Source organism: Sebaldella sp. S0638 (assembly GCF_024158605.1).
In the GTDB taxonomy this organism is placed as follows: Bacteria; Fusobacteriota; Fusobacteriia; order Fusobacteriales; family Leptotrichiaceae; genus Sebaldella.
Genome location: NZ_JAMZGM010000002.1, coordinates 112,818 through 129,858, shown reverse-complemented (window position 1 = coordinate 129,858; position 17,041 = coordinate 112,818). Strand labels below are relative to the sequence as shown.

20 protein-coding genes are annotated in these 17,041 nt (G+C 33.2%); 11 read left to right on the top strand and 9 right to left on the bottom strand.

The genetic code is table 11. From position 1 onward, the window contains the following. The first annotated feature begins 480 nt into the window (after positions 1 to 480). Both NK213_RS01565 and NK213_RS01560 read left to right on the top strand, forming a co-directional pair. Positions 481 to 969: a hypothetical protein gene (locus tag NK213_RS01565; RefSeq protein ID WP_253346185.1), complete on the top strand. Its 489-nt coding sequence runs from the start codon at positions 481 to 483 to the stop codon at positions 967 to 969. Positions 970 to 1,451: 482 nt separating this feature from the next. Continuing rightward, positions 1,452 to 1,703 (top strand): hypothetical protein, encoded by a 252-nt coding sequence (locus NK213_RS01560; RefSeq protein WP_253346184.1) that lies wholly within the window; start codon positions 1,452 to 1,454, stop codon positions 1,701 to 1,703. A gap of 66 nt (positions 1,704 to 1,769) precedes the next feature. Here the strand turns inward: NK213_RS01560 and NK213_RS01555 are convergent, their stop codons facing one another. Genes NK213_RS01555 through NK213_RS01540 form a run of 4 tightly spaced genes read right to left on the bottom strand, consistent with a single transcriptional unit; the run spans position 1,770 to position 5,067 of the window. Further along, complete coding sequence (locus NK213_RS01555) at positions 1,770 to 2,993, bottom strand: glutaredoxin (protein WP_253346183.1); 1,224 nt, start codon at positions 2,991 to 2,993, stop codon at positions 1,770 to 1,772. Between the two features lie 35 nt (positions 2,994 to 3,028). Next, positions 3,029 to 3,718, bottom strand: a complete 690-nt coding sequence (locus tag NK213_RS01550) for a copper homeostasis protein CutC (RefSeq protein ID WP_253346182.1) — start codon at positions 3,716 to 3,718, stop codon at positions 3,029 to 3,031. Positions 3,719 to 3,733: 15 nt separating this feature from the next. After that, positions 3,734 to 4,384: a hypothetical protein gene (locus tag NK213_RS01545; RefSeq protein ID WP_253346181.1), complete on the bottom strand. Its 651-nt coding sequence runs from the start codon at positions 4,382 to 4,384 to the stop codon at positions 3,734 to 3,736. Positions 4,385 to 4,431: 47 nt separating this feature from the next. Beyond that, positions 4,432 to 5,067: a hypothetical protein gene (locus NK213_RS01540; protein WP_253346180.1), complete on the bottom strand. Its 636-nt coding sequence runs from the start codon at positions 5,065 to 5,067 to the stop codon at positions 4,432 to 4,434. A 215-nt stretch (positions 5,068 to 5,282) separates the two neighbouring features. On the opposite strand from NK213_RS01540, the gene NK213_RS01535 reads away from it, so the two are divergent. From NK213_RS01535 to NK213_RS01495, 9 genes are all read left to right on the top strand, one after another. Beyond that, entirely contained in the window at positions 5,283 to 5,858 is a 576-nt protein-coding gene (locus NK213_RS01535; protein WP_253346179.1) for a thermonuclease family protein, read from the top strand. 72 nt (positions 5,859 to 5,930) lie between these two features. After that, positions 5,931 to 6,800 (top strand): STM4015 family protein, encoded by an 870-nt coding sequence (locus NK213_RS01530; RefSeq protein ID WP_253346178.1) that lies wholly within the window; start codon positions 5,931 to 5,933, stop codon positions 6,798 to 6,800. A gap of 4 nt (positions 6,801 to 6,804) precedes the next feature. Beyond that, entirely contained in the window at positions 6,805 to 7,938 is a 1,134-nt protein-coding gene (locus tag NK213_RS01525) for an STM4014 family protein (protein ID WP_253346177.1), read from the top strand. 79 nt (positions 7,939 to 8,017) lie between these two features. Next, a complete protein-coding gene (locus tag NK213_RS01520) occupies positions 8,018 to 8,866 on the top strand; it encodes an STM4013/SEN3800 family hydrolase (RefSeq protein WP_253346176.1) in 849 nt (282 codons plus the stop codon). 21 nt (positions 8,867 to 8,887) lie between these two features. Then, a complete protein-coding gene (locus tag NK213_RS01515) occupies positions 8,888 to 9,454 on the top strand; it encodes a DUF4253 domain-containing protein (RefSeq protein ID WP_253346175.1) in 567 nt (188 codons plus the stop codon). Continuing rightward, complete coding sequence (locus NK213_RS01510) at positions 9,454 to 10,785, top strand: STM4012 family radical SAM protein (RefSeq protein WP_253346174.1); 1,332 nt, start codon at positions 9,454 to 9,456, stop codon at positions 10,783 to 10,785. Before NK213_RS01515 ends, NK213_RS01510 begins: the two co-directional genes overlap by 1 nt. Positions 10,786 to 10,787: 2 nt before the next feature. Continuing rightward, positions 10,788 to 11,639, top strand: a complete 852-nt coding sequence (locus NK213_RS01505) for an STM4011 family radical SAM protein (RefSeq protein WP_253346173.1) — start codon at positions 10,788 to 10,790, stop codon at positions 11,637 to 11,639. A 16-nt stretch (positions 11,640 to 11,655) separates the two neighbouring features. Then, on the top strand, positions 11,656 to 12,054 hold the full coding sequence (locus NK213_RS01500) for a hypothetical protein (RefSeq protein ID WP_253346172.1): 399 nt from the start codon (positions 11,656 to 11,658) through the stop codon (positions 12,052 to 12,054). Between the two features lie 26 nt (positions 12,055 to 12,080). Next, entirely contained in the window at positions 12,081 to 12,695 is a 615-nt protein-coding gene (locus NK213_RS01495; protein ID WP_253346171.1) for an SMI1/KNR4 family protein, read from the top strand. A gap of 116 nt (positions 12,696 to 12,811) precedes the next feature. Here the strand turns inward: NK213_RS01495 and NK213_RS01490 are convergent, their stop codons facing one another. The 5 genes from NK213_RS01490 to NK213_RS01470 all read right to left on the bottom strand — a co-directional run bounded on the left by NK213_RS01490 (position 12,812) and on the right by NK213_RS01470 (position 16,463). After that, on the bottom strand, positions 12,812 to 13,468 hold the full coding sequence (locus tag NK213_RS01490; RefSeq protein WP_253346170.1) for an HAD family hydrolase: 657 nt from the start codon (positions 13,466 to 13,468) through the stop codon (positions 12,812 to 12,814). A gap of 120 nt (positions 13,469 to 13,588) precedes the next feature. Beyond that, positions 13,589 to 14,620 carry a PTS fructose transporter subunit IIC gene (locus tag NK213_RS01485; RefSeq protein ID WP_253346169.1) on the bottom strand — a complete coding sequence of 344 codons (1,032 nt, stop codon included), beginning with the start codon at positions 14,618 to 14,620 and terminating at the stop codon, positions 13,589 to 13,591. A gap of 95 nt (positions 14,621 to 14,715) precedes the next feature. After that, positions 14,716 to 15,012, bottom strand: a complete 297-nt coding sequence (locus NK213_RS01480) for a PTS fructose transporter subunit IIB (protein WP_253346168.1) — start codon at positions 15,010 to 15,012, stop codon at positions 14,716 to 14,718. A 75-nt stretch (positions 15,013 to 15,087) separates the two neighbouring features. Next, positions 15,088 to 15,567, bottom strand: coding sequence for a PTS sugar transporter subunit IIA (locus NK213_RS01475; RefSeq protein WP_253346167.1), 480 nt, complete (start codon positions 15,565 to 15,567; stop codon positions 15,088 to 15,090). Positions 15,568 to 15,593: 26 nt separating this feature from the next. Continuing rightward, positions 15,594 to 16,463 (bottom strand): class II fructose-bisphosphate aldolase, encoded by an 870-nt coding sequence (locus NK213_RS01470; protein WP_253346166.1) that lies wholly within the window; start codon positions 16,461 to 16,463, stop codon positions 15,594 to 15,596. Between the last annotated feature and the right edge of the window lie 578 nt (positions 16,464 to 17,041).

Below are 17,041 nucleotides of genomic sequence, written 5' to 3'. Positions count from 1 at the left end.
AATAGATAAATCAATATATGAAAAACAAATCTTTTATTATATCAGATTTAATTTACAGACTTTCTTGCACACTCCCCTTCATTTTGATAAGTCCTGCTTTTATCATCTGTTAGTATTAATATAACTATCTTAGAATGTAAATGCCATCTCCGTGAATTTCTCAACAAGCTTAAAGTCTGTATTAATATAACTATCTTAGAATGTAAATTTTTCTTTTGCATACTCTGCCATTTCAGCCTTCGTCGTATTAATATAACTATCCTAGAACATAAACCTTTCAAACAATAAATCACAAACCCTTGAAATTAAATATTAATATAATCCCCCTAACCCAACCTCCATATTATACTGTATCAAACGGCAATATTTTTTTATAATAAAATAAAATAAAAATCCCTAAAACAAAATAACAAAAAATAATCAATTGCTCATTTCCGCTTTATATGATATATTAAAAATATGCATAATAAAGGAGGAATTATGAGAAAAATCATATTATTTTTTATTGTTAGTACATTTAATTTTTCATGTATGTTTTTAAGTGACCCTGATTTTTTTATGAGAAAAGCTTTTGAAACTGTAAAAGAGGTGAATCTTGAGAAAAATTTATACTGTGATCGTGATGGAAAATATATGGTTTATTATTATGGTAATAATCCTTATTTGCAGGTAGGTCTCATAGAGAAACCACAAAAAAATGAAAAATACACAGAGGTTTTAGAGAGACTACAGGAGAATTCATCTATTATTTATGATGTTTTTATGCAAAAAGTAAAAATGTCCAGAAAGGAAGGTAATTTTGTTGGTATGGAATTCAGACATTATCTGGATATTGACGGAAATACCTTTATGATGAATAAGCTCACAGTGGGGGCAGACGGAGATATAAGAATTTTATATAACAATAGTCTGCGTGAAGTTTTTAAAAATTCAAATGAAATTTATTATACCGAAGATATCAAATATTGATATTTCAGGAAATTTATATGTTTCACAATTAAGATAAAGTCAAAAGTCTACAGTTAGCGGGACTTTTTTTTATTAAAAAAAATATATATAACAGTTATTTATAACAAATAAATTAGTTTTAACATTTATTGAGTTCATTCTGAAAGTAAACGTTTTGATATTGGGAATAGAAAAAGTCTGTTGTTAGCAGTAATATAATTTTTAACTTACTTTTAGTAAGTACGATAGATATTTATTGTATTTTTAAGAGATGAGATGAAGGATTCAAGGTATAATTAATTAAGCAGGAAATGATTCGTAAAAAAGTCAGTATATTTCAACGATAAAAATATATTAAAGAAATTCAATCACAGAAAATAATTCTCCTCATAATAGTTCAACTATGGCTACCAAAGAATAAAATTCAAAAATGAATAATATCACTTAAATATGTATTTCATTATGAAAATAATCAAATACATATTTAAAAAGGGAGTGATGTTATGAAAAATATAATTTTGAATTTTGAGGATTTACCAGAAGGAGAAATTTTTTCAATAAGTAATTGTGAGGAATTAACTTTAATAATTTACGAAGATAGAAAACTTAATTTAAGAAAGGGGGATGAATTTGGCAGAATAATAAGAAACGGTAAAGAAATGTTACTGGCGACGAAACATTTTACATCCGAAGAATCAAAAGAAAAATCAGGATTGCAGGCAGAACTTTACAGCTGTTATATTGACAGAGAATAATCGGGAATAATATAAAATAAAATGCACTATTTTCAAATTTATGGAAAAATAGTGCATTTTTTATAATTAAAAAACTAATATTTCAGGTTTTATAATAAGCATAAGTCCGAGAATAACCATAAGAATTCCGCCGAATAAATTCATAAGCTTTGAATATTTACCCGTAGAAGATGCTAGTTTGTTTATACTGAATAAAGCAAGTGCAAATACCACAATATCATCAAGCATATATCCTATAATATAAATAAAATTATATAATTGTCTGCTTAAAAAAGAAACTGTATTCATTTCCAAAATTTTGGTATAAGTCTGTGGTATTCCTATAGAACAGGCAAATTCTATTACATTTACCGACAGGGCAAGAGTAATGATACCTATACCTGTGAGAATAGTAAACGGCTTATGTGCCAGTTCCTGAATTTTTCCGGAAATTTTTGCTTTTTTCTCAAAATCGCCTACTTCACAGGCAATTACATTACGGTTCTTAACATAACTTCTTATAAATAAGAGACCTCCGATAATCCCGACCAATCCTACAAGAGGTGTAATTATCCTGTTCAAACCGATAAAATCCCATGTAAATATCCATATATTTAAAATCAGATAATACATAACAGCTTCAGCGAGAATAAAGAGACCTGCTACAAGAAACATCTTCTTTTTATCGCCTATAGCTATAAGTGCAGTAAGGAATAAAACCAAAACCCACATTGCACAGGGATTAAACCCGTCAATAGTTCCCAGAATAAAAGACATACTTGGCAGTGAGTATTTCATGACATCCACTTTTTTGTTCAGAAGCGGAATTGTAACCACATAGGATTTTTTCTCCGTTACAGGTGTAATGGCACAAACTTCCTCACCTTCACATGTATTCTGGGTATAGCTGGTATTTATCTTATTAGGATCATAATTTTCCATAAAAGCTTTTAGTCCGGGAATAGCGTCTTTTTTCTTCCCTGAATCAATAAGCTCTGTAATGTCTTTTCCAGTAGTATCTCCCGAATCAAAACCCTGAATAATAGTTTCGTTCAGATAGATAACCGGTGTACCTTTTACGAGTTTTCCCTTTTTGGTAACTTCGTCAAAAAATTCTCTTGCTTTTTTATCTTCATTAATATCATATCTGGTAACGGTAAAATCATCCCTTTTCTTTGATAGCTCCGTCAGAAATTCCTCCAGATGGATACAGTTTTTACAATCTTTACGTGTAAAAATCTCAATATTAACTTTGTCCGCGGAAAAGCCGAGTGTAAATAAAAGTAAAAACATCAGTAATATCTTTTTCATAAGCTGTATTAAACTCCTTTAAAAAATTCCGTTCCTTATCTGCTGTGCACTATTTTCATAATTTTTTCCACAGCTCCCGGGTCTAAATCCAAAATAGGATTTTTGTTTATTTTTGCAGCAGAACCAATGTGAATCTGACTGATATCTGTTTCTTTGACAAGAGTTTCCAGATTATCAAGATTTACGCCTCCGCCTATGATTATGTCCAGATTTATTGACTTGGCATAATCAAGATATTCTTTTATTTTGGAAATATCTTTTTTCAGATCCTTTGAACCGAAAGTAGTAAGAACCCTGTTTATTTTCGGATACTTTTTCAGTGTATCCATAGCTTTTTTATAGTCAGGTACTTCCTCAAAAGCTCTGTGAAATGCCACAGGAGTATTTTCTATATTTGAAAGAAGAAGTTTCAGTGCTTCTTCATCAATATTGTTATTTTCATCAAGTGCTCCGAGGACAAAACTGTCCACACCCACAGGCTCTATAATTCTGATATCCCTTACCATTGTGTCAAGATCATCCCTGCTGTAAACAAATGACTTTCCATGAGGTCTTATCATTACCACAGAAGGTATTCCTATCTCTTCTTTTATCTTTTTTATAACACCGAGACTCGGTGTAAGCCCTTCTTCAAGCATCCCGTTTACAAGCTCGATTCTGTCGGCACCGTACTTTTTAGCCTGAAGCGCCTGATCAAAAGTAGTACTAATAATTTCTACAAGCATTAATTTCACCTCTCATTAGTTAAATAAACGTGAATAAATAAGACTGTCCATGATTTTTTCATCTAATACCCAGACACCGTTTTTCTTATACACATTAACTGTTTCTTTATTAGTAACAGTATCTTTGATATTTTTCATATTATCAGAAAGTGAACGGAAATAAGCAGCCATCAGTACAGGTACATATTTATCCTGATTTGCTGTATCTTTATCAACCTGCTGTACTGTTTTTCCGGAAAATTCCTTAAAATACTGCTCGGCACGTTTTTCAAGTGCAGATTCATTAGCAGAAACATACTTGTCAATGTCCGGATTTACAATAGTAATTGTAACTGAAGCAGTATTGGCATCAGAGTACGCAATCTCATTTATTGTATATTTTGAGACATTAAGGTAGTTTTGCAGAAAAGACGAAGTATTGGAAATAAGGATTTCTTCTTCTTTGGTATTTGTAGTGTCAGCAACACCAAATGCTTTTCTTATATTTGCCGCTGAATAAGTATCAGCACTGAAAGTTTCTGAAAACAATTTTTCGATCTGGGCGTTATTTTGTGATATTTCAACAGTGCCGAGCTTAAGTTCCTTCGGTACATTTACCTTATATGTACCTTCTGAAAATGAAAGTGAGAATAAAAGTACCGAGAATAGTATTAAAAGTTTTTTCATAGTATGTCCTCCTGAATTATTAAAAATATTTTGATAATTTACATTTTTTAGTTTCCGAAAAAGTTCACGGCATTATTTTTAAAATTCCATACATTGCCGCTTTTTTTCATAGTGTAAACTGATTCTTCCTTATTATAAGTCTTTATATTTTTTATTTCTTCAGTAGAAGTTTCCATATAAAGTCTTAATAATAAAGGTTCATATTTCTTCATAAGATTTTTGTCTTTTTCCAAAGTGCTGTAAGTAACTCCGGTTTTTTCAGTAAATTTCTTCTCCACGGTCTTTTCTATTTCTGCCTGTTTGGCATCAGAAGAAAGCTCGTCAGGATTCGGTATAGAAACTGAAAGAATCACTTTTGCAGTATTGCTGTCTGTGTAATTAATGCTTTTAATTTCATACTTTGTATTGGAAAAAACAGATTTTATGTAGTTTATAAATACATCTGCCTCTTCACTGGGACTTGAAGTCAAATCGGGATATTCTCTCCAGATTATACTTCTTAATTCTTCGGGAGAATATGAATTAATGTCAAAAACAGTCTTTACTCTGTTTTCTATCTCCGTGTTATTAGCTTTTAGTTCTTTTTCGCTTAATTTTACGCTGGTTCCCTGAGTTACTGTATAATTTCCGAGCAGCATAAGGGAAAAGAGTAAAAATATTACGGGTATTAAAGTTTTTTTCATGATTCCTCCATATTAAAAGGTTGTTTCATCATATTATAACGTATTTTCGCTAAAAATAATACAATAGTTTTTTATGAAGGGTAATTTTATAGTGTAAAAGTATAAACAGACTTAAAAACAGATAAAACAGGCAGAAAATTTTTAAAATAGGCTTTGACAAAAGGAAATATTTTATATAAGATATTTGTATTAATCTAAAAAATCAGGAGGAGGATGTGGCAGGAAGAAAGAAAAGAAGAACAACTACAAGAAGACGAAAAACGAAATATATAAAAAAGAAATACATAACAACCATAGTGTCAGTAATTATTTTTTTAGTCAGCTATTTTGGCGATAAATATAATCTCGGACAGAAAGGGATGCCTTCTGATGATACATACAGGGTTTTGAATGTAAGTGACGGAGATACTGTAACTGTGAATGATCACGGCGAAAAGAGAAAGCTCAGATTATACGGAATTGATGCTCCTGAAAAAGATCAGGAATACGGCATGGAATCAAGGCAGTATCTTTATAACAGAATTCAGGGAAAGGATATAAATATTGATTTTATATCCAAAGACAGATACGGGCGTGATATCTCCATTATCTATCTGAACGGAGAAAATATAAATGAAACTATGGTAAAAGAAGGAAATGCATGGTGGTACAAAGAATATTCGCCAAAGGATGTTCAGTATAAAGTATATGAGCAAAAAGCAAAATTTGATGGAAAGGGGCTCTGGAGTAAAAGAAATCCAGTTCCGCCGTGGGAGTTCCGAAAGAGAAATAAGAAAAAAAATGAAACATAGATTATTGATAAAAAGCATTTATAGTGGTAAAATAATATAAAACAGATTAAACCTAAGGGAGTGATAAATGTTATGGAAAAAGATATCGAAAAATTTTATCTGGATTGGGAAGAAAGCGAAGAACAAGGGGTAGTTCTTGCTGATAAAGTAAAGGCATATCTGGATGAACACGGTACATATAATGCGGAAAAACTGGTTATAGGGATGTGGGAATCAGCTTATGACAATGCACCTGACAAGCTTGTAAAATATCTTGTGGATAACAAGGAAAAATTTCCTAATCTGAAAGAGTTATACTGGGGAGATATCTCATGGGAAGAGTGTGAGGTTTCGTGGATACAGAATACTGATCTGGCTCCTGTGGTTAATTCTTTTGATTTGGAGACTTTGATAGTAAAAGGCGGATGCGGTCTCAGGTTTAAGGAAATGAAAAGCGGTACTTTGAAAAAAATCGAAATCATATCAGGCGGAACAGGAAAATCGGTATTAAGTGATATAGTAAGTGCTGAATTGCCGTTGCTGGAACATTTGGAAATATATATGGGCGTAGATAATTACGGTTTTGACGGTACTATTAAGGATATAATTCCTTTTACAAAAAAGGAAAATTTTCCGAAATTAAAATACCTTGGATTGAAGAACAGCGACATAGAAGATGAAATATGTGAGGCAGTGCTGAAAGGAGATATCCTTCCACAGCTTGAAATACTTGATCTTTCTTACGGTACACTTAGTGATGACGGCGTAGATATGCTTTTTGAAGAGATAGACAAGATATCACACCTTAAAGAATTAAATATATACTATAACTATGCTTCAAAAAAGCATTTGAAGAAATTGAAGGAAAAACTGGATGAACTGGGGATAAAGTCACACTGTGATCAGGGTGATGCTGATCTTGACGAAGAAGACGACTACAGATATCCTTATATAACAGAGTAGAGTGATGGAAAATGTTTTTTTGATAATAGGGGATAATAACGGAAGAAGAATAAAAACATTTGCCGGATGTCTTGAAAAAGCCGGTGATTATTCTTACAATGTTTTAGACTGGATGGATTTACTGAATAAACCTGAAATTCTCAGGGGATTTTTGGAAAAAAGCAATATTGTAAAAATAGAACCTCCTGAGAAAAATACCGAAATATACAGAAAATTTCTGGAGTATGGTAATGGGGCGGAGATTATTTTAGCTGAGGAGAAGAAAACAGGGATAAAAAATGACGAGATAATAAAGGCTCCGGGAGTATGGTTTGACGGGGTGAAAAATGTCTTTGGAAAAATATCGGAAATATCTGATGATTATAAAAATACATATTTCATGTGTGATATAGACGAACTTTTGATTATGATGGATAAAAAAGCGACTTATGAATATCTTTCCAGCTCGGAAAACAGCTTTTTACTTCCTGAAAGAACAAGGGATTTTCAAAATTATGATGATTTTTTTGAAACTGTTAAAAATAAAACAGCAAAATATTTTATAAAATTAAGATGTGGATCAGGAAGTACAGGGGTGCTTGCTTATTCATACAATCCAAAGTTAGATGAGGAAAAGATATTTACTTCGCTGAATTATTCCGAAGAAAACGGAAAAAGGGAATTTTTCAGTACCTACAGAGTAAAGATGTACACTGAAAAAAATGTAATAAAAAATATGATAAACTGGGTTATAGAAAATGGAGCCCATATAGAAAAGTGGCTTCCAAAGCTTACATATGAAAAATACGGCTTTGATACAAGAGTTTTTGCAGCGGGAAAAAAGGCGGAATATATGCTCTCGCGGCTTAGTACCGGTCCTATTACAAATCTTCATTTGAAAAATATGAGGAAAGAAAGCAGTGAATTTATGGAAGAAAAACATTTGAAACTTCTCACAGAAGCTTCAGAAGATGTAATGAGGATTTTTGATAAATCTTTATATGCCGGAATAGATGTTTTGATCTCTAATAATTTTAAGCCTTATATTATTGATGTGAATCCTTTTGGAGATTTGTTTCATAATCTTATTGACTCGCCTGAGAATGTATATTACGCGGAAATAAGAGAAGCATTGAAAGAAAGAGCTTTGAGAAAATAAAATTAATTAATCGAATTGGAAATACAGCTTTATTTATAAAAACGCTGTATTTTTGAATACTCAGGAAAAGAGGAAATAAATGCAGATAAATATGAATGAAATAGTAGGAAAAGATGATATTCTTTTTATTACTCTGGATACTCTCAGATATGACGTAGCGGAACAGGAATATCTCGCAGGAAACCTTCCTAATCTGTGTGCTGCCGGCGGCTGGGAAAAAAGACACAGTCCCGGTGATTATACATACTCTTCGCATCACAGTTTTTTTGCAGGCTTTCTGCCTACACCTTCTGAATATGTGCCGTTAAATGAAAGAGAATATTTGTTTTCCATGAAAAACAGTATGCTAAAGTATAAAAATCATGAAAATATATATTTTTTTGATACGCCGAATATTGTGAAAGCAATGGAAAAAGAAGGGTATAAGACTATTTGCATAGGCGGTGTGATTTTCTTTAATAAAAGTAATGAATTATGCAGTGTATTGCCGAATATGTTTACTGAAAGCTACTGGAACCCGAAGTTTGGTGTTACTAATCCAAAATCTGTGGAATATCAGGTAAAGCAGGCTTTGAAGCTTTTGAAAAGTCTCGGAAAAGATGAGAGGGTGTTTTTATTTTTGAATATATCAGCTATTCACGGGCCTAATTACTATTATCTTGAAGAGTATAAGGAGAGGATGAATGAATACGATCCCGGGAAAAATATTCTTGCCTCAAAATATGACGGAACAGAAAGTCAGGCTGCTGCTTTGAGGTATGTAGATAAGTGCCTTGAACCTCTTTTTGAACATATGAGGGAGAGAAACAAAACATTTTGTATAGCTTTATCTGACCATGGGACATGTTACGGGGAAGATGGCTTCGAAGGGCATAACCTTGCCCATGAAGTAGTGTGGACTGTACCTTATAAACATTTTTTTCTATAAATTTAATCAGGAGGGATAAAGATGGAAAAACTTAGAGAAGTAGAGAAAATAACCGGGAAAAAACTGAGAAATTTTATAACAGTGGATTTTGGACGTGAAGAAAAGAGAATTCCTGATACATATTCCACTGTGGTGGAGAATAAGGATCTGTATGATTTTTCCGAGGATATAAAGTTTGCTTTGGGAAAAGATTATACAGTGTTTATAGGAACTACGAATTTTCTTGCACCAATAAATGATGAAGATATAAAAAAGGGAAAGAGATATTCTGAATTAGTAATAACAAAGAAAACAACATGGGACGATGTTCTCAGAATGGCAGAGTCAGACGCAATAAATTACGGCTTTGAAACTGAAGATCTCATAAATAAAATAAAAGAGTATGATGAAAAATACGGGGTAAATGTGAGCCATGCCGAAACAGATACAGTAGTTCTGGAATTTAATAAACTCCCGGAAGATCTGGGGGAACTTACAAAGGATATATACGAGTTTTGTCCTGATATAGTAGATCAGGGAACAGGAGAGATAAATTCCATTGCGGAGAGTCTCGAAGATACAAACAGTATATTTTTATGGTGGGATTAGTGAAAAATATTAATGATTCAAAAATAAATCCTTACAGCAGCTATATTTACTCATTCCCGCATAAAAAATCTTACAGGGAATTCGAGAAACCGGAAAATATCAGAGAGTTATGGGGAAATGGGGATAACAGTAATGTATCCCTTTATATCCACATTCCTTTTTGTACTAATAAATGCGGATACTGTAATCTGATGTCCACGACATGTTTTTCCCCTGACAGGTTAGAGCAGTATGTGGATAAGCTTATTGAGGAAATTAAGGCTTATGGGAAACCGGGAATACTGGGGACAGACAAGGACGGGGCAAGATTTTCCAGTGTTATTTTAGGCGGGGGTACTCCTACTGTTTTGGATACGGGACTAATGGAGAAACTTCTTATGTCATTGGAAAATTATCTTGGTATAGATTTTGAACAGGTCTTTTTTTCAATGGAAACTTCACCGAAGACGCTTTCTCAAGAGTATTTTCTGCTTTTGAAAAAGTATCATTTGAACAGGTTAAGTATAGGAATCCAGAGTTTTTATGATAACGAGCTGAAAGGAATATACAGAAATGAACTGGAGAACGATGTGGAAAATGCTCTGGAAATATTGTTTTCAGAAGAAAGCAGCATAGAAATCAGAAATCTTGATCTTATTTACGGGCTTCTGGGGCAGACAGCACAGACATGGGAAGAATCGCTCTACAGGGTGATAAGCTGTAAGCCTGAGGAAATATTTATATATCCTTTATATGTGAGGGAAAAGACAAAATTATATGAGAATTATAAGGCAGATCATGATTTAATGGGGCAGATGTACGAAAATGCTGTGAAAATACTCGCAGAAAACGGATATATTCAGACTTCCATGAGAAATTTTATAGCAAAGAGCATGAAAAAGGAGCTGTATCCGGATTATTCCTGTCAGGAGAATAAAATGCTCGGAATAGGGTGCGGTGCAAGGTCATATATTGGAAATATACACTATTCAGGTAAATATGCCGTAGAGGATAAAAATATAAACGCTATAATAGATAATTACCTTAAAGAGGATAATTTTGATTTTGCGGGATATGGGTATAAATTATCAGAGGAAGAACAGAAAATAAAGTATATTTTGAAATCTATATTAAAAATAACAGGTTTTGACACTGAGGATTATACGGAAAGATTTCATAGTAATCCTTTAACGGAATTCCCTGAGCTGGAAAGACTGATAAATGAAGGATATCTGATCAGGGATAAAAATAGAATTTTCCCGTCGGAAAAAGGCTTGAAATACTCTGATTATATAGGAACATTATTTATAACAGATGAGATAAAAAGAAAAATGGAAGAATTTATGGAGTAATTATGGAGTATACACTTTATTACAGAAATTATTTAAGATACTGTAACTATAAATGCAGTTACTGTCCTTTTTCCAAGTATACGCTGAATAAGGATGATCTGGAAAAGGATAAGATATATTTTAGAAAATTTACTGATTTTTTGAAAAAGAGTACGGATAAATTCAGGATTTTTCTTGCTCCAAGAGGGGAAATTCTGAATTTTGACCATTATAAGTCAGGTATTTCAATGTTATCAAAGCTTGATAATATTACAGAAATTGTAGTTCAGACTAATCTTGGCGGAAATCTCAAATGGCTGAAAAATGTGAATAAAGATAAGGTTATACTATGGACAACATATCATCCAGACGAAACTAAACTTGAGGATTTTTTTGAAAAACTTGTATTTCTTGACAGGGAAAATATAAAATTTTCTGTAGGAACAGTGGGAGTTCATGAAAATTTTGATATGATTTTCAGCTTAAAAGAAAAAATGAATCTGCTGAAAAATACAAGACCATATTTTTGGGTTAATGCTTATAAAGATGAAAAAAATTATTATTCTGAAAAAGATATAGAATTTTTATGTAATATAGATCATCTTTTTGAAGTAAATCTGGAAAATTATAAGTCAAAAGGGTGTGAGTGCAGAACCGGCGAAAGTGTATTCTGGATGGAGTATAACGGGATATTGCACAGATGCTGGCAGGACAGAAAAAATCTGGGAAATATATTTAAAGAGAATATAGCAGATATAAAAGCCAGTGATGGATGCAGGTATTCCAGATGTACTTGTTATATCGGATATACCAATATCAAGGGGCTGAATTTGGGGAAAGTATATAAAAAGAGCCTGCTTGGGCGGATGCTTTAAGTATTAGGGAGGAAAGATGAGAAAAATTATTTTTTTGATATTTTTATGTTTATTTTTAGCAGTTAATGCAGACACTGAAAGTGTAAAATTTATGAATAATGCTAAGGAAGAAGCCAAAAAGCTCGGAGCCGGCGAGATAAAAAGGTGTAAAGCAATGCCCGAAAAGGAAAGGCAGCTATGGGCTGCGAACTATACAGGAAGAGCCGAGGAACTGAATTTTGTGGTGCAAACACTTGGTGAAGATGTAAAAAAAGCGTATGAAGCAAAAAATATTTCTGCTGCCGAGCAGGGAGAGAAAACAATTGATCTTTTGATAAAGAGGACAGCTGCTTATCTTTATCTTAACGGAATATACAGGGATAACTGTGATTCCAGCGGGATAGACGAGTTATTTGATAATATGCTTTTTGAATAATAAAAATTATGAGAGGTGGGAATAAAATGGATCTGGCTGACAGATATTTTGATGGTCTGGTAGAATTTATGACAGATGAACAGATAGAAAAATTCGAGATAATACCGCCTGCTGCGGAAGATGAAATATCCCGCCTGAAAAGTCTTTATTCTGATTGTCCGGAGTCACTGCTGGATTTATGGAGAATGAAGCGGGGAACATATCATGAAGAAATAGACGGAATATATGTTTTAATTCCTGTGTTAAATTCTGATGTTGACGGAGGAGAATATCCTTATTATCTAAAATCCTGTGCTCAGATATTAGGAGAAGCAGAAAAGAAATACAGTAAACAGAGTATTGAGGAAATATATGGGGAAGAGTGGATTGAAGATAATGCTGAAGATTTTGACAAAAGAATAAAAACAAATATTTCTCATAACAAATGGCTGAATTTTGCAGATTGTATAAATAATGGAGGAACATCGTGTCTTTTTATAGATTTTGATCCGGGGAAAAAAGGGGTGAAAGGGCAGGTAATTCGATATTTACATGACCCTGACAGTTACAGAGTTATTGCAAACAGCTTTGATGAATATTTGAAAAATATAATGGAAGAAGAGTATCCTTTCAGTTCTATTTATGAGGAGTGGGATGATTAGATTTTCCGCTTTGTATTTTGATTTATAGATTGACATAATTTACCGGATTAATTTTATAAAATAACGGGTTGTACTGCTTTTAGTACAACCCGCTTTATAATTACAAATAAGGATTTTTATAAAATATCAAATAATTCTAAAATTTCGTAAGGAGTGCTTATAATATAATCAGCATTATTTTTCTCAAACTCTTCCTTATTTCTAAATCCCCATAAAACCCCCGCTGAAGCCATGCCGGCATTATGTCCTGTTAATATATCAGTTTTAGAATCTCCGATATAAAGAATTTCACCGGGATTCAGATTCATAAGTCCTGCTATTTCCAACGCAGAATCAGGAGCCGGCTTTTTGGGAGTATTAGTTCTTTCACCAAAAACTCCGTAAAAATTTACATCAGAAAAAAATTTTTCAATTAATTTGTTGGTATAATCATCTCTTTTATTGGAATTAACTCCCATTTTTATGCCATTCGTCAAGAGAGTTTCCAGGACTTCGCAAATACCGTCATAAGGTTTGGTATCATTCATATAGGAACTGTCATATATTTCAAGAAAGTCTTTTAAAGCTTGTTCCAGAACAATTTCTTCTGTCATGTCGGGAAAGCTTCTTTTTATTAAATCCTTAAATCCACATCCTATTTTCTTTTTATAGTCTTCATAGGAATGAAGCGGCTGGCCGTACTTTTCAAGCGTCTTATTCACACTGTTTCCCAAATCATAAATAGTATTAAGAATTGTGCCGTCAAGATCAAATATTACACCTTTATATCTCATAATAACCTCTCTCAAAAGAATTTATCCTAAATTACGGAAAGTCCGGTATAGTCTGTAATTAGGAATTACACTGGTTTTTACAGGCTATAGAAGGCTGTCTGTAACTATTGTTATATTTAGTTATTCTACTTCAAACTCTTCAGCAGGGACTTTTTTAAACAAAAGAATTAAAACTGTGCTTACAGCTGTACCTGCTGCAAGAGAAAGCAGGAATAACGGAATATTGTTACATAAAAATATGACAAACATACCTCCGTGAGGTGCTTTCAGAGTAAGTCCGAACAGATGTGAAAGCGTGGCACCAACAGCTCCTCCGGCCATAAAGCATGGTATGTATAAAAGCGGACTTCCTGCGGCAAATGGTATGGCAAACTCACTTATCATGGCAAAACCGCCAATGATACATCCTGAAGTAGTACCTCTTTCAGCTGCGGTAAAACGCTTTTTGGCAATAAGCATAGCGATGCCCACTGCAAAAGGCGGAATCATTGATGCTATAAAGTTAGCAGCCATTGGTGCATAGTTGCCCGCTTCAAAGGCAGCTATGGCAAAGGCATAAGCGGCTTTATTAATAGGGCCGCCAAGATCAAAGGCGAGCATACAGCCCTGAATTATTCCAAGGATAATAAGACTGCTCCCGCTCATACTGCCAAGAGTGGTAACCATGGTTTTATTAAGCCATGCACAGGGCTGACCCAAAATGTACTGCATAAGTATACCAATGGCAAGAACACTCAGAACAGGTATAATCAAAGTAGGAAGCAGTGATCTTAGTACCATGGGAATAGGAATTTTTTTAAGTGCCTTAACAAGATATCCGGCACATATACCGGCTATAAGACCACCGAAAAATCCTGCACCTATGTCATCTGCAAGCATTCCCCCGAAAAGCCCTGCAAGAAGTGCCGGTTTGTCAGCAATGGAATAAGCAATATAAGCAGCAAGTATGGGAACCATCATGGCAAATGCCTTTTTCCCCCAGAAAAACATATCAGTTACAAATCCTTTGCTGTCATAAACATATATTCCCCCCAGTGCAAAGGCAACTGCAATAAGAATACCTCCTGCCACTACAAACGGAAGCATATATGATACACCTGTAAGCATGGATTGTTTTAATTCATGAAAAACTTCTTTAACATTATCTTTCATTCATTTACCCTCTCTTTCTTATTTAAAAACTACAATTCATTTTATTAATTCTCACTGCAGACAATTTTAGGCAAAGTTTTTTATTAAATATTTTATTATTCAAAAATAATATCAGGTTTTTTTATAATTTCATGAGGAGAAAATTTTCTGATTTTTTCCTTTGGAACATTCTCAAAACGTTCAGCTTTTGTCAAACCTACATCATTTGCAAGGATAACAAGGTCTGCGGAATCAATATCTTTTTTCGAGAGCTGGTTTTCTATTCCCAAAGCTCCCTGAATTTCCACTTTACAGCTGTAACCTTTTGCTTTAGCAGCTTTTTTTATTGCTTCGGCAGACATGTAAGAATGTGCTATACCTGTGGCACAAGATGTAACAGCAATAATTTTCATAATATACCTCCCTGTGACATAATCTGTCAAAATAAACAGAATATGTATAATAAAAGTTTTTAGATTTCAGAGAATTTAATCATCAGTACTTGTATTTTCTATTAAATTCATAAGTTCATGATGATCATTAACAGAGTCCAGTGAATTTACGAACTCGTCTTTTGCCAGAAGACCGGCAAGCTTAGCCAGCATACGGAGATAATTATTGGAAGTGTCATTTTCCGATATGGCAAGCATAAATATATATCTGACGTCGCCTTTTTCATTATATGACTCATAAGGAAAAATATCAGAACATCTGCAAAAAGCCATTCCCGGTTTCAGAACTTCTTTACATCTGCCGTGGGGAAGTGCTATAAGATTCCCCATGTATGTAGAACCCAGGGTTTCACGATGTTCCAGCGAATGCTTAAATGCACAGGCATCAGAAACAATTCCGGATTTTTCAAATTTTTCGGATAGTATATCAAACATTTTTTCTTTGCTTTGAAATGGTTCATGATTTAGAATAACCAGATTGTTCGGAATCACATCTGATAAATTAATTTCTTTCACAAATGTACATCTCCTTTAAAAGTAAGTTATTTACCGTTTTTGAAAGCTCTTATGACATTTTTGGCATAATCTTTCATAAATTCGAACGCAGCTTCCTGCAGCTCATGATACGGTATTTTGCCGTTTATTTCTGCAGTTTTTTCCATTACAAACTTTGTAGTGGCTTTAGCCATATATGAATAATAGTTTATCTTAGAGCATCCCGCATCAATGGCTTTCTGCACTTCGGTAAACTCTACCCCTGAAGCGCCGTGCATTACCACTCTGCAGCTTTCCGGCAGGGCAGTACGTATTTCTGTTACTCTTGTGATATCTAATTTAGGAGGCTCGGCATAAATCCCGTGCATAGTACCAAAGCAAACCGCCAGAGCATCACATCCTGTCTTTTCTGCGAATTCCGCAGCCTGCTTAGGATCTGTAAAATATTTTCTGATTTCTTCGTTCGTAAGAGCTTTTCCGCCGTGTGAATCTTCCTCTGAAGATGCCATGATACCAACTTCGGCTTCGACGGTAATACCGAGATTATGGGCAATTTTGGTAAATTCTTTTACGTTTTTCAGGTTTTCTTCATACGGGAGTTCGCTGCAGTCATACATAATAGAAGGGAATCCCGCTCTTATTGCTCTCATAACAAAGTTATAATCACTTCCATGGTCAAGATGAACACATACAGGAACTTTAGCTTTTTTCGCATATGCAATCATTTCAGGTCCTATTCTTTCAATAGGTATAAGCGGGTCATGCACCTGTGCATGATCGATAATAATGGGAGTATTAAGCTCTTCAGCTGCACCTATGACAGCTCTTATAGTCTCTACATTAGGTGTGTTTATACATCCTATGGCATATTGGTTTTTCTCTGCTGTTTCCAGAATTTCTTTCATGTTAACTAACATTATCATTCCTCCTAAAATAGTTTTTTTATATAAAGGGCCCTGTTAATATAAATAATTTTGCTGTGAAGATTTTATTTGTATATGTGTATGCTTCCGGATATGTTTTTTTGAAATTTTAATATTTGTTTTATTAATATTTTTATTTGTGTAGAAATGAAATTATGTATTTGTTCTGAACAATAATATATTACCTTAAAATTTCTCAAAGTAAAGAAATGATAAAATCTATTTTTGCACTAACTTTAGGAATAAAAATGCAAAAAAATTTTTATTTGATTTATTTTATAAAATAATTTTTTTAATGTTTGTATTTATTTTTTTTAATCATCTTACAGTAAGAAATACACTCTGTCCTCTTGTCTGATTTGTTAGTAATTTTTATATATTTATACCATTAAAATAAAAATAGAATGAATGTTCTTATTTTTATTTATTAATAAAATATAATTTAGTTATTAAAAAATATTGAAAAATGATTATTGATATGCTAAGATTAGGTAAATATATATGGTTGGAAAATTATACCAAAAGCATCATTTTTTGTCTTATAAATAAAGTAAACTATATTGAAAGGGGTT

Coding starts and splice junctions, on each gene's coding strand:
- NK213_RS01560 (WP_253346184.1), top strand. CDS start 1,452: ATGAAAAATATAATTTTGAATTTTGAGGATTTACCAGAAGGAGAAATT.
- NK213_RS01495 (WP_253346171.1), top strand. CDS start 12,081: ATGGATCTGGCTGACAGATATTTTGATGGTCTGGTAGAATTTATGACA.
- NK213_RS01540 (WP_253346180.1), bottom strand. CDS start 5,067: ATGAAAAAAACTTTAATACCCGTAATATTTTTACTCTTTTCCCTTATG.
- NK213_RS01485 (WP_253346169.1), bottom strand. CDS start 14,620: ATGAAAGATAATGTTAAAGAAGTTTTTCATGAATTAAAACAATCCATG.
- NK213_RS01480 (WP_253346168.1), bottom strand. CDS start 15,012: ATGAAAATTATTGCTGTTACATCTTGTGCCACAGGTATAGCACATTCT.
- NK213_RS01550 (WP_253346182.1), bottom strand. CDS start 3,718: ATGCTTGTAGAAATTATTAGTACTACTTTTGATCAGGCGCTTCAGGCT.
- NK213_RS01565 (WP_253346185.1), top strand. CDS start 481: ATGAGAAAAATCATATTATTTTTTATTGTTAGTACATTTAATTTTTCA.
- NK213_RS01520 (WP_253346176.1), top strand. CDS start 8,018: ATGCAGATAAATATGAATGAAATAGTAGGAAAAGATGATATTCTTTTT.
- NK213_RS01505 (WP_253346173.1), top strand. CDS start 10,788: ATGGAGTATACACTTTATTACAGAAATTATTTAAGATACTGTAACTAT.
- NK213_RS01470 (WP_253346166.1), bottom strand. CDS start 16,463: ATGTTAGTTAACATGAAAGAAATTCTGGAAACAGCAGAGAAAAACCAA.
- NK213_RS01525 (WP_253346177.1), top strand. CDS start 6,805: ATGGAAAATGTTTTTTTGATAATAGGGGATAATAACGGAAGAAGAATA.
- NK213_RS01490 (WP_253346170.1), bottom strand. CDS start 13,468: ATGAGATATAAAGGTGTAATATTTGATCTTGACGGCACAATTCTTAAT.
- NK213_RS01545 (WP_253346181.1), bottom strand. CDS start 4,384: ATGAAAAAACTTTTAATACTATTCTCGGTACTTTTATTCTCACTTTCA.
- NK213_RS01530 (WP_253346178.1), top strand. CDS start 5,931: ATGGAAAAAGATATCGAAAAATTTTATCTGGATTGGGAAGAAAGCGAA.
- NK213_RS01555 (WP_253346183.1), bottom strand. CDS start 2,993: ATGAAAAAGATATTACTGATGTTTTTACTTTTATTTACACTCGGCTTT.
- NK213_RS01515 (WP_253346175.1), top strand. CDS start 8,888: ATGGAAAAACTTAGAGAAGTAGAGAAAATAACCGGGAAAAAACTGAGA.
- NK213_RS01500 (WP_253346172.1), top strand. CDS start 11,656: ATGAGAAAAATTATTTTTTTGATATTTTTATGTTTATTTTTAGCAGTT.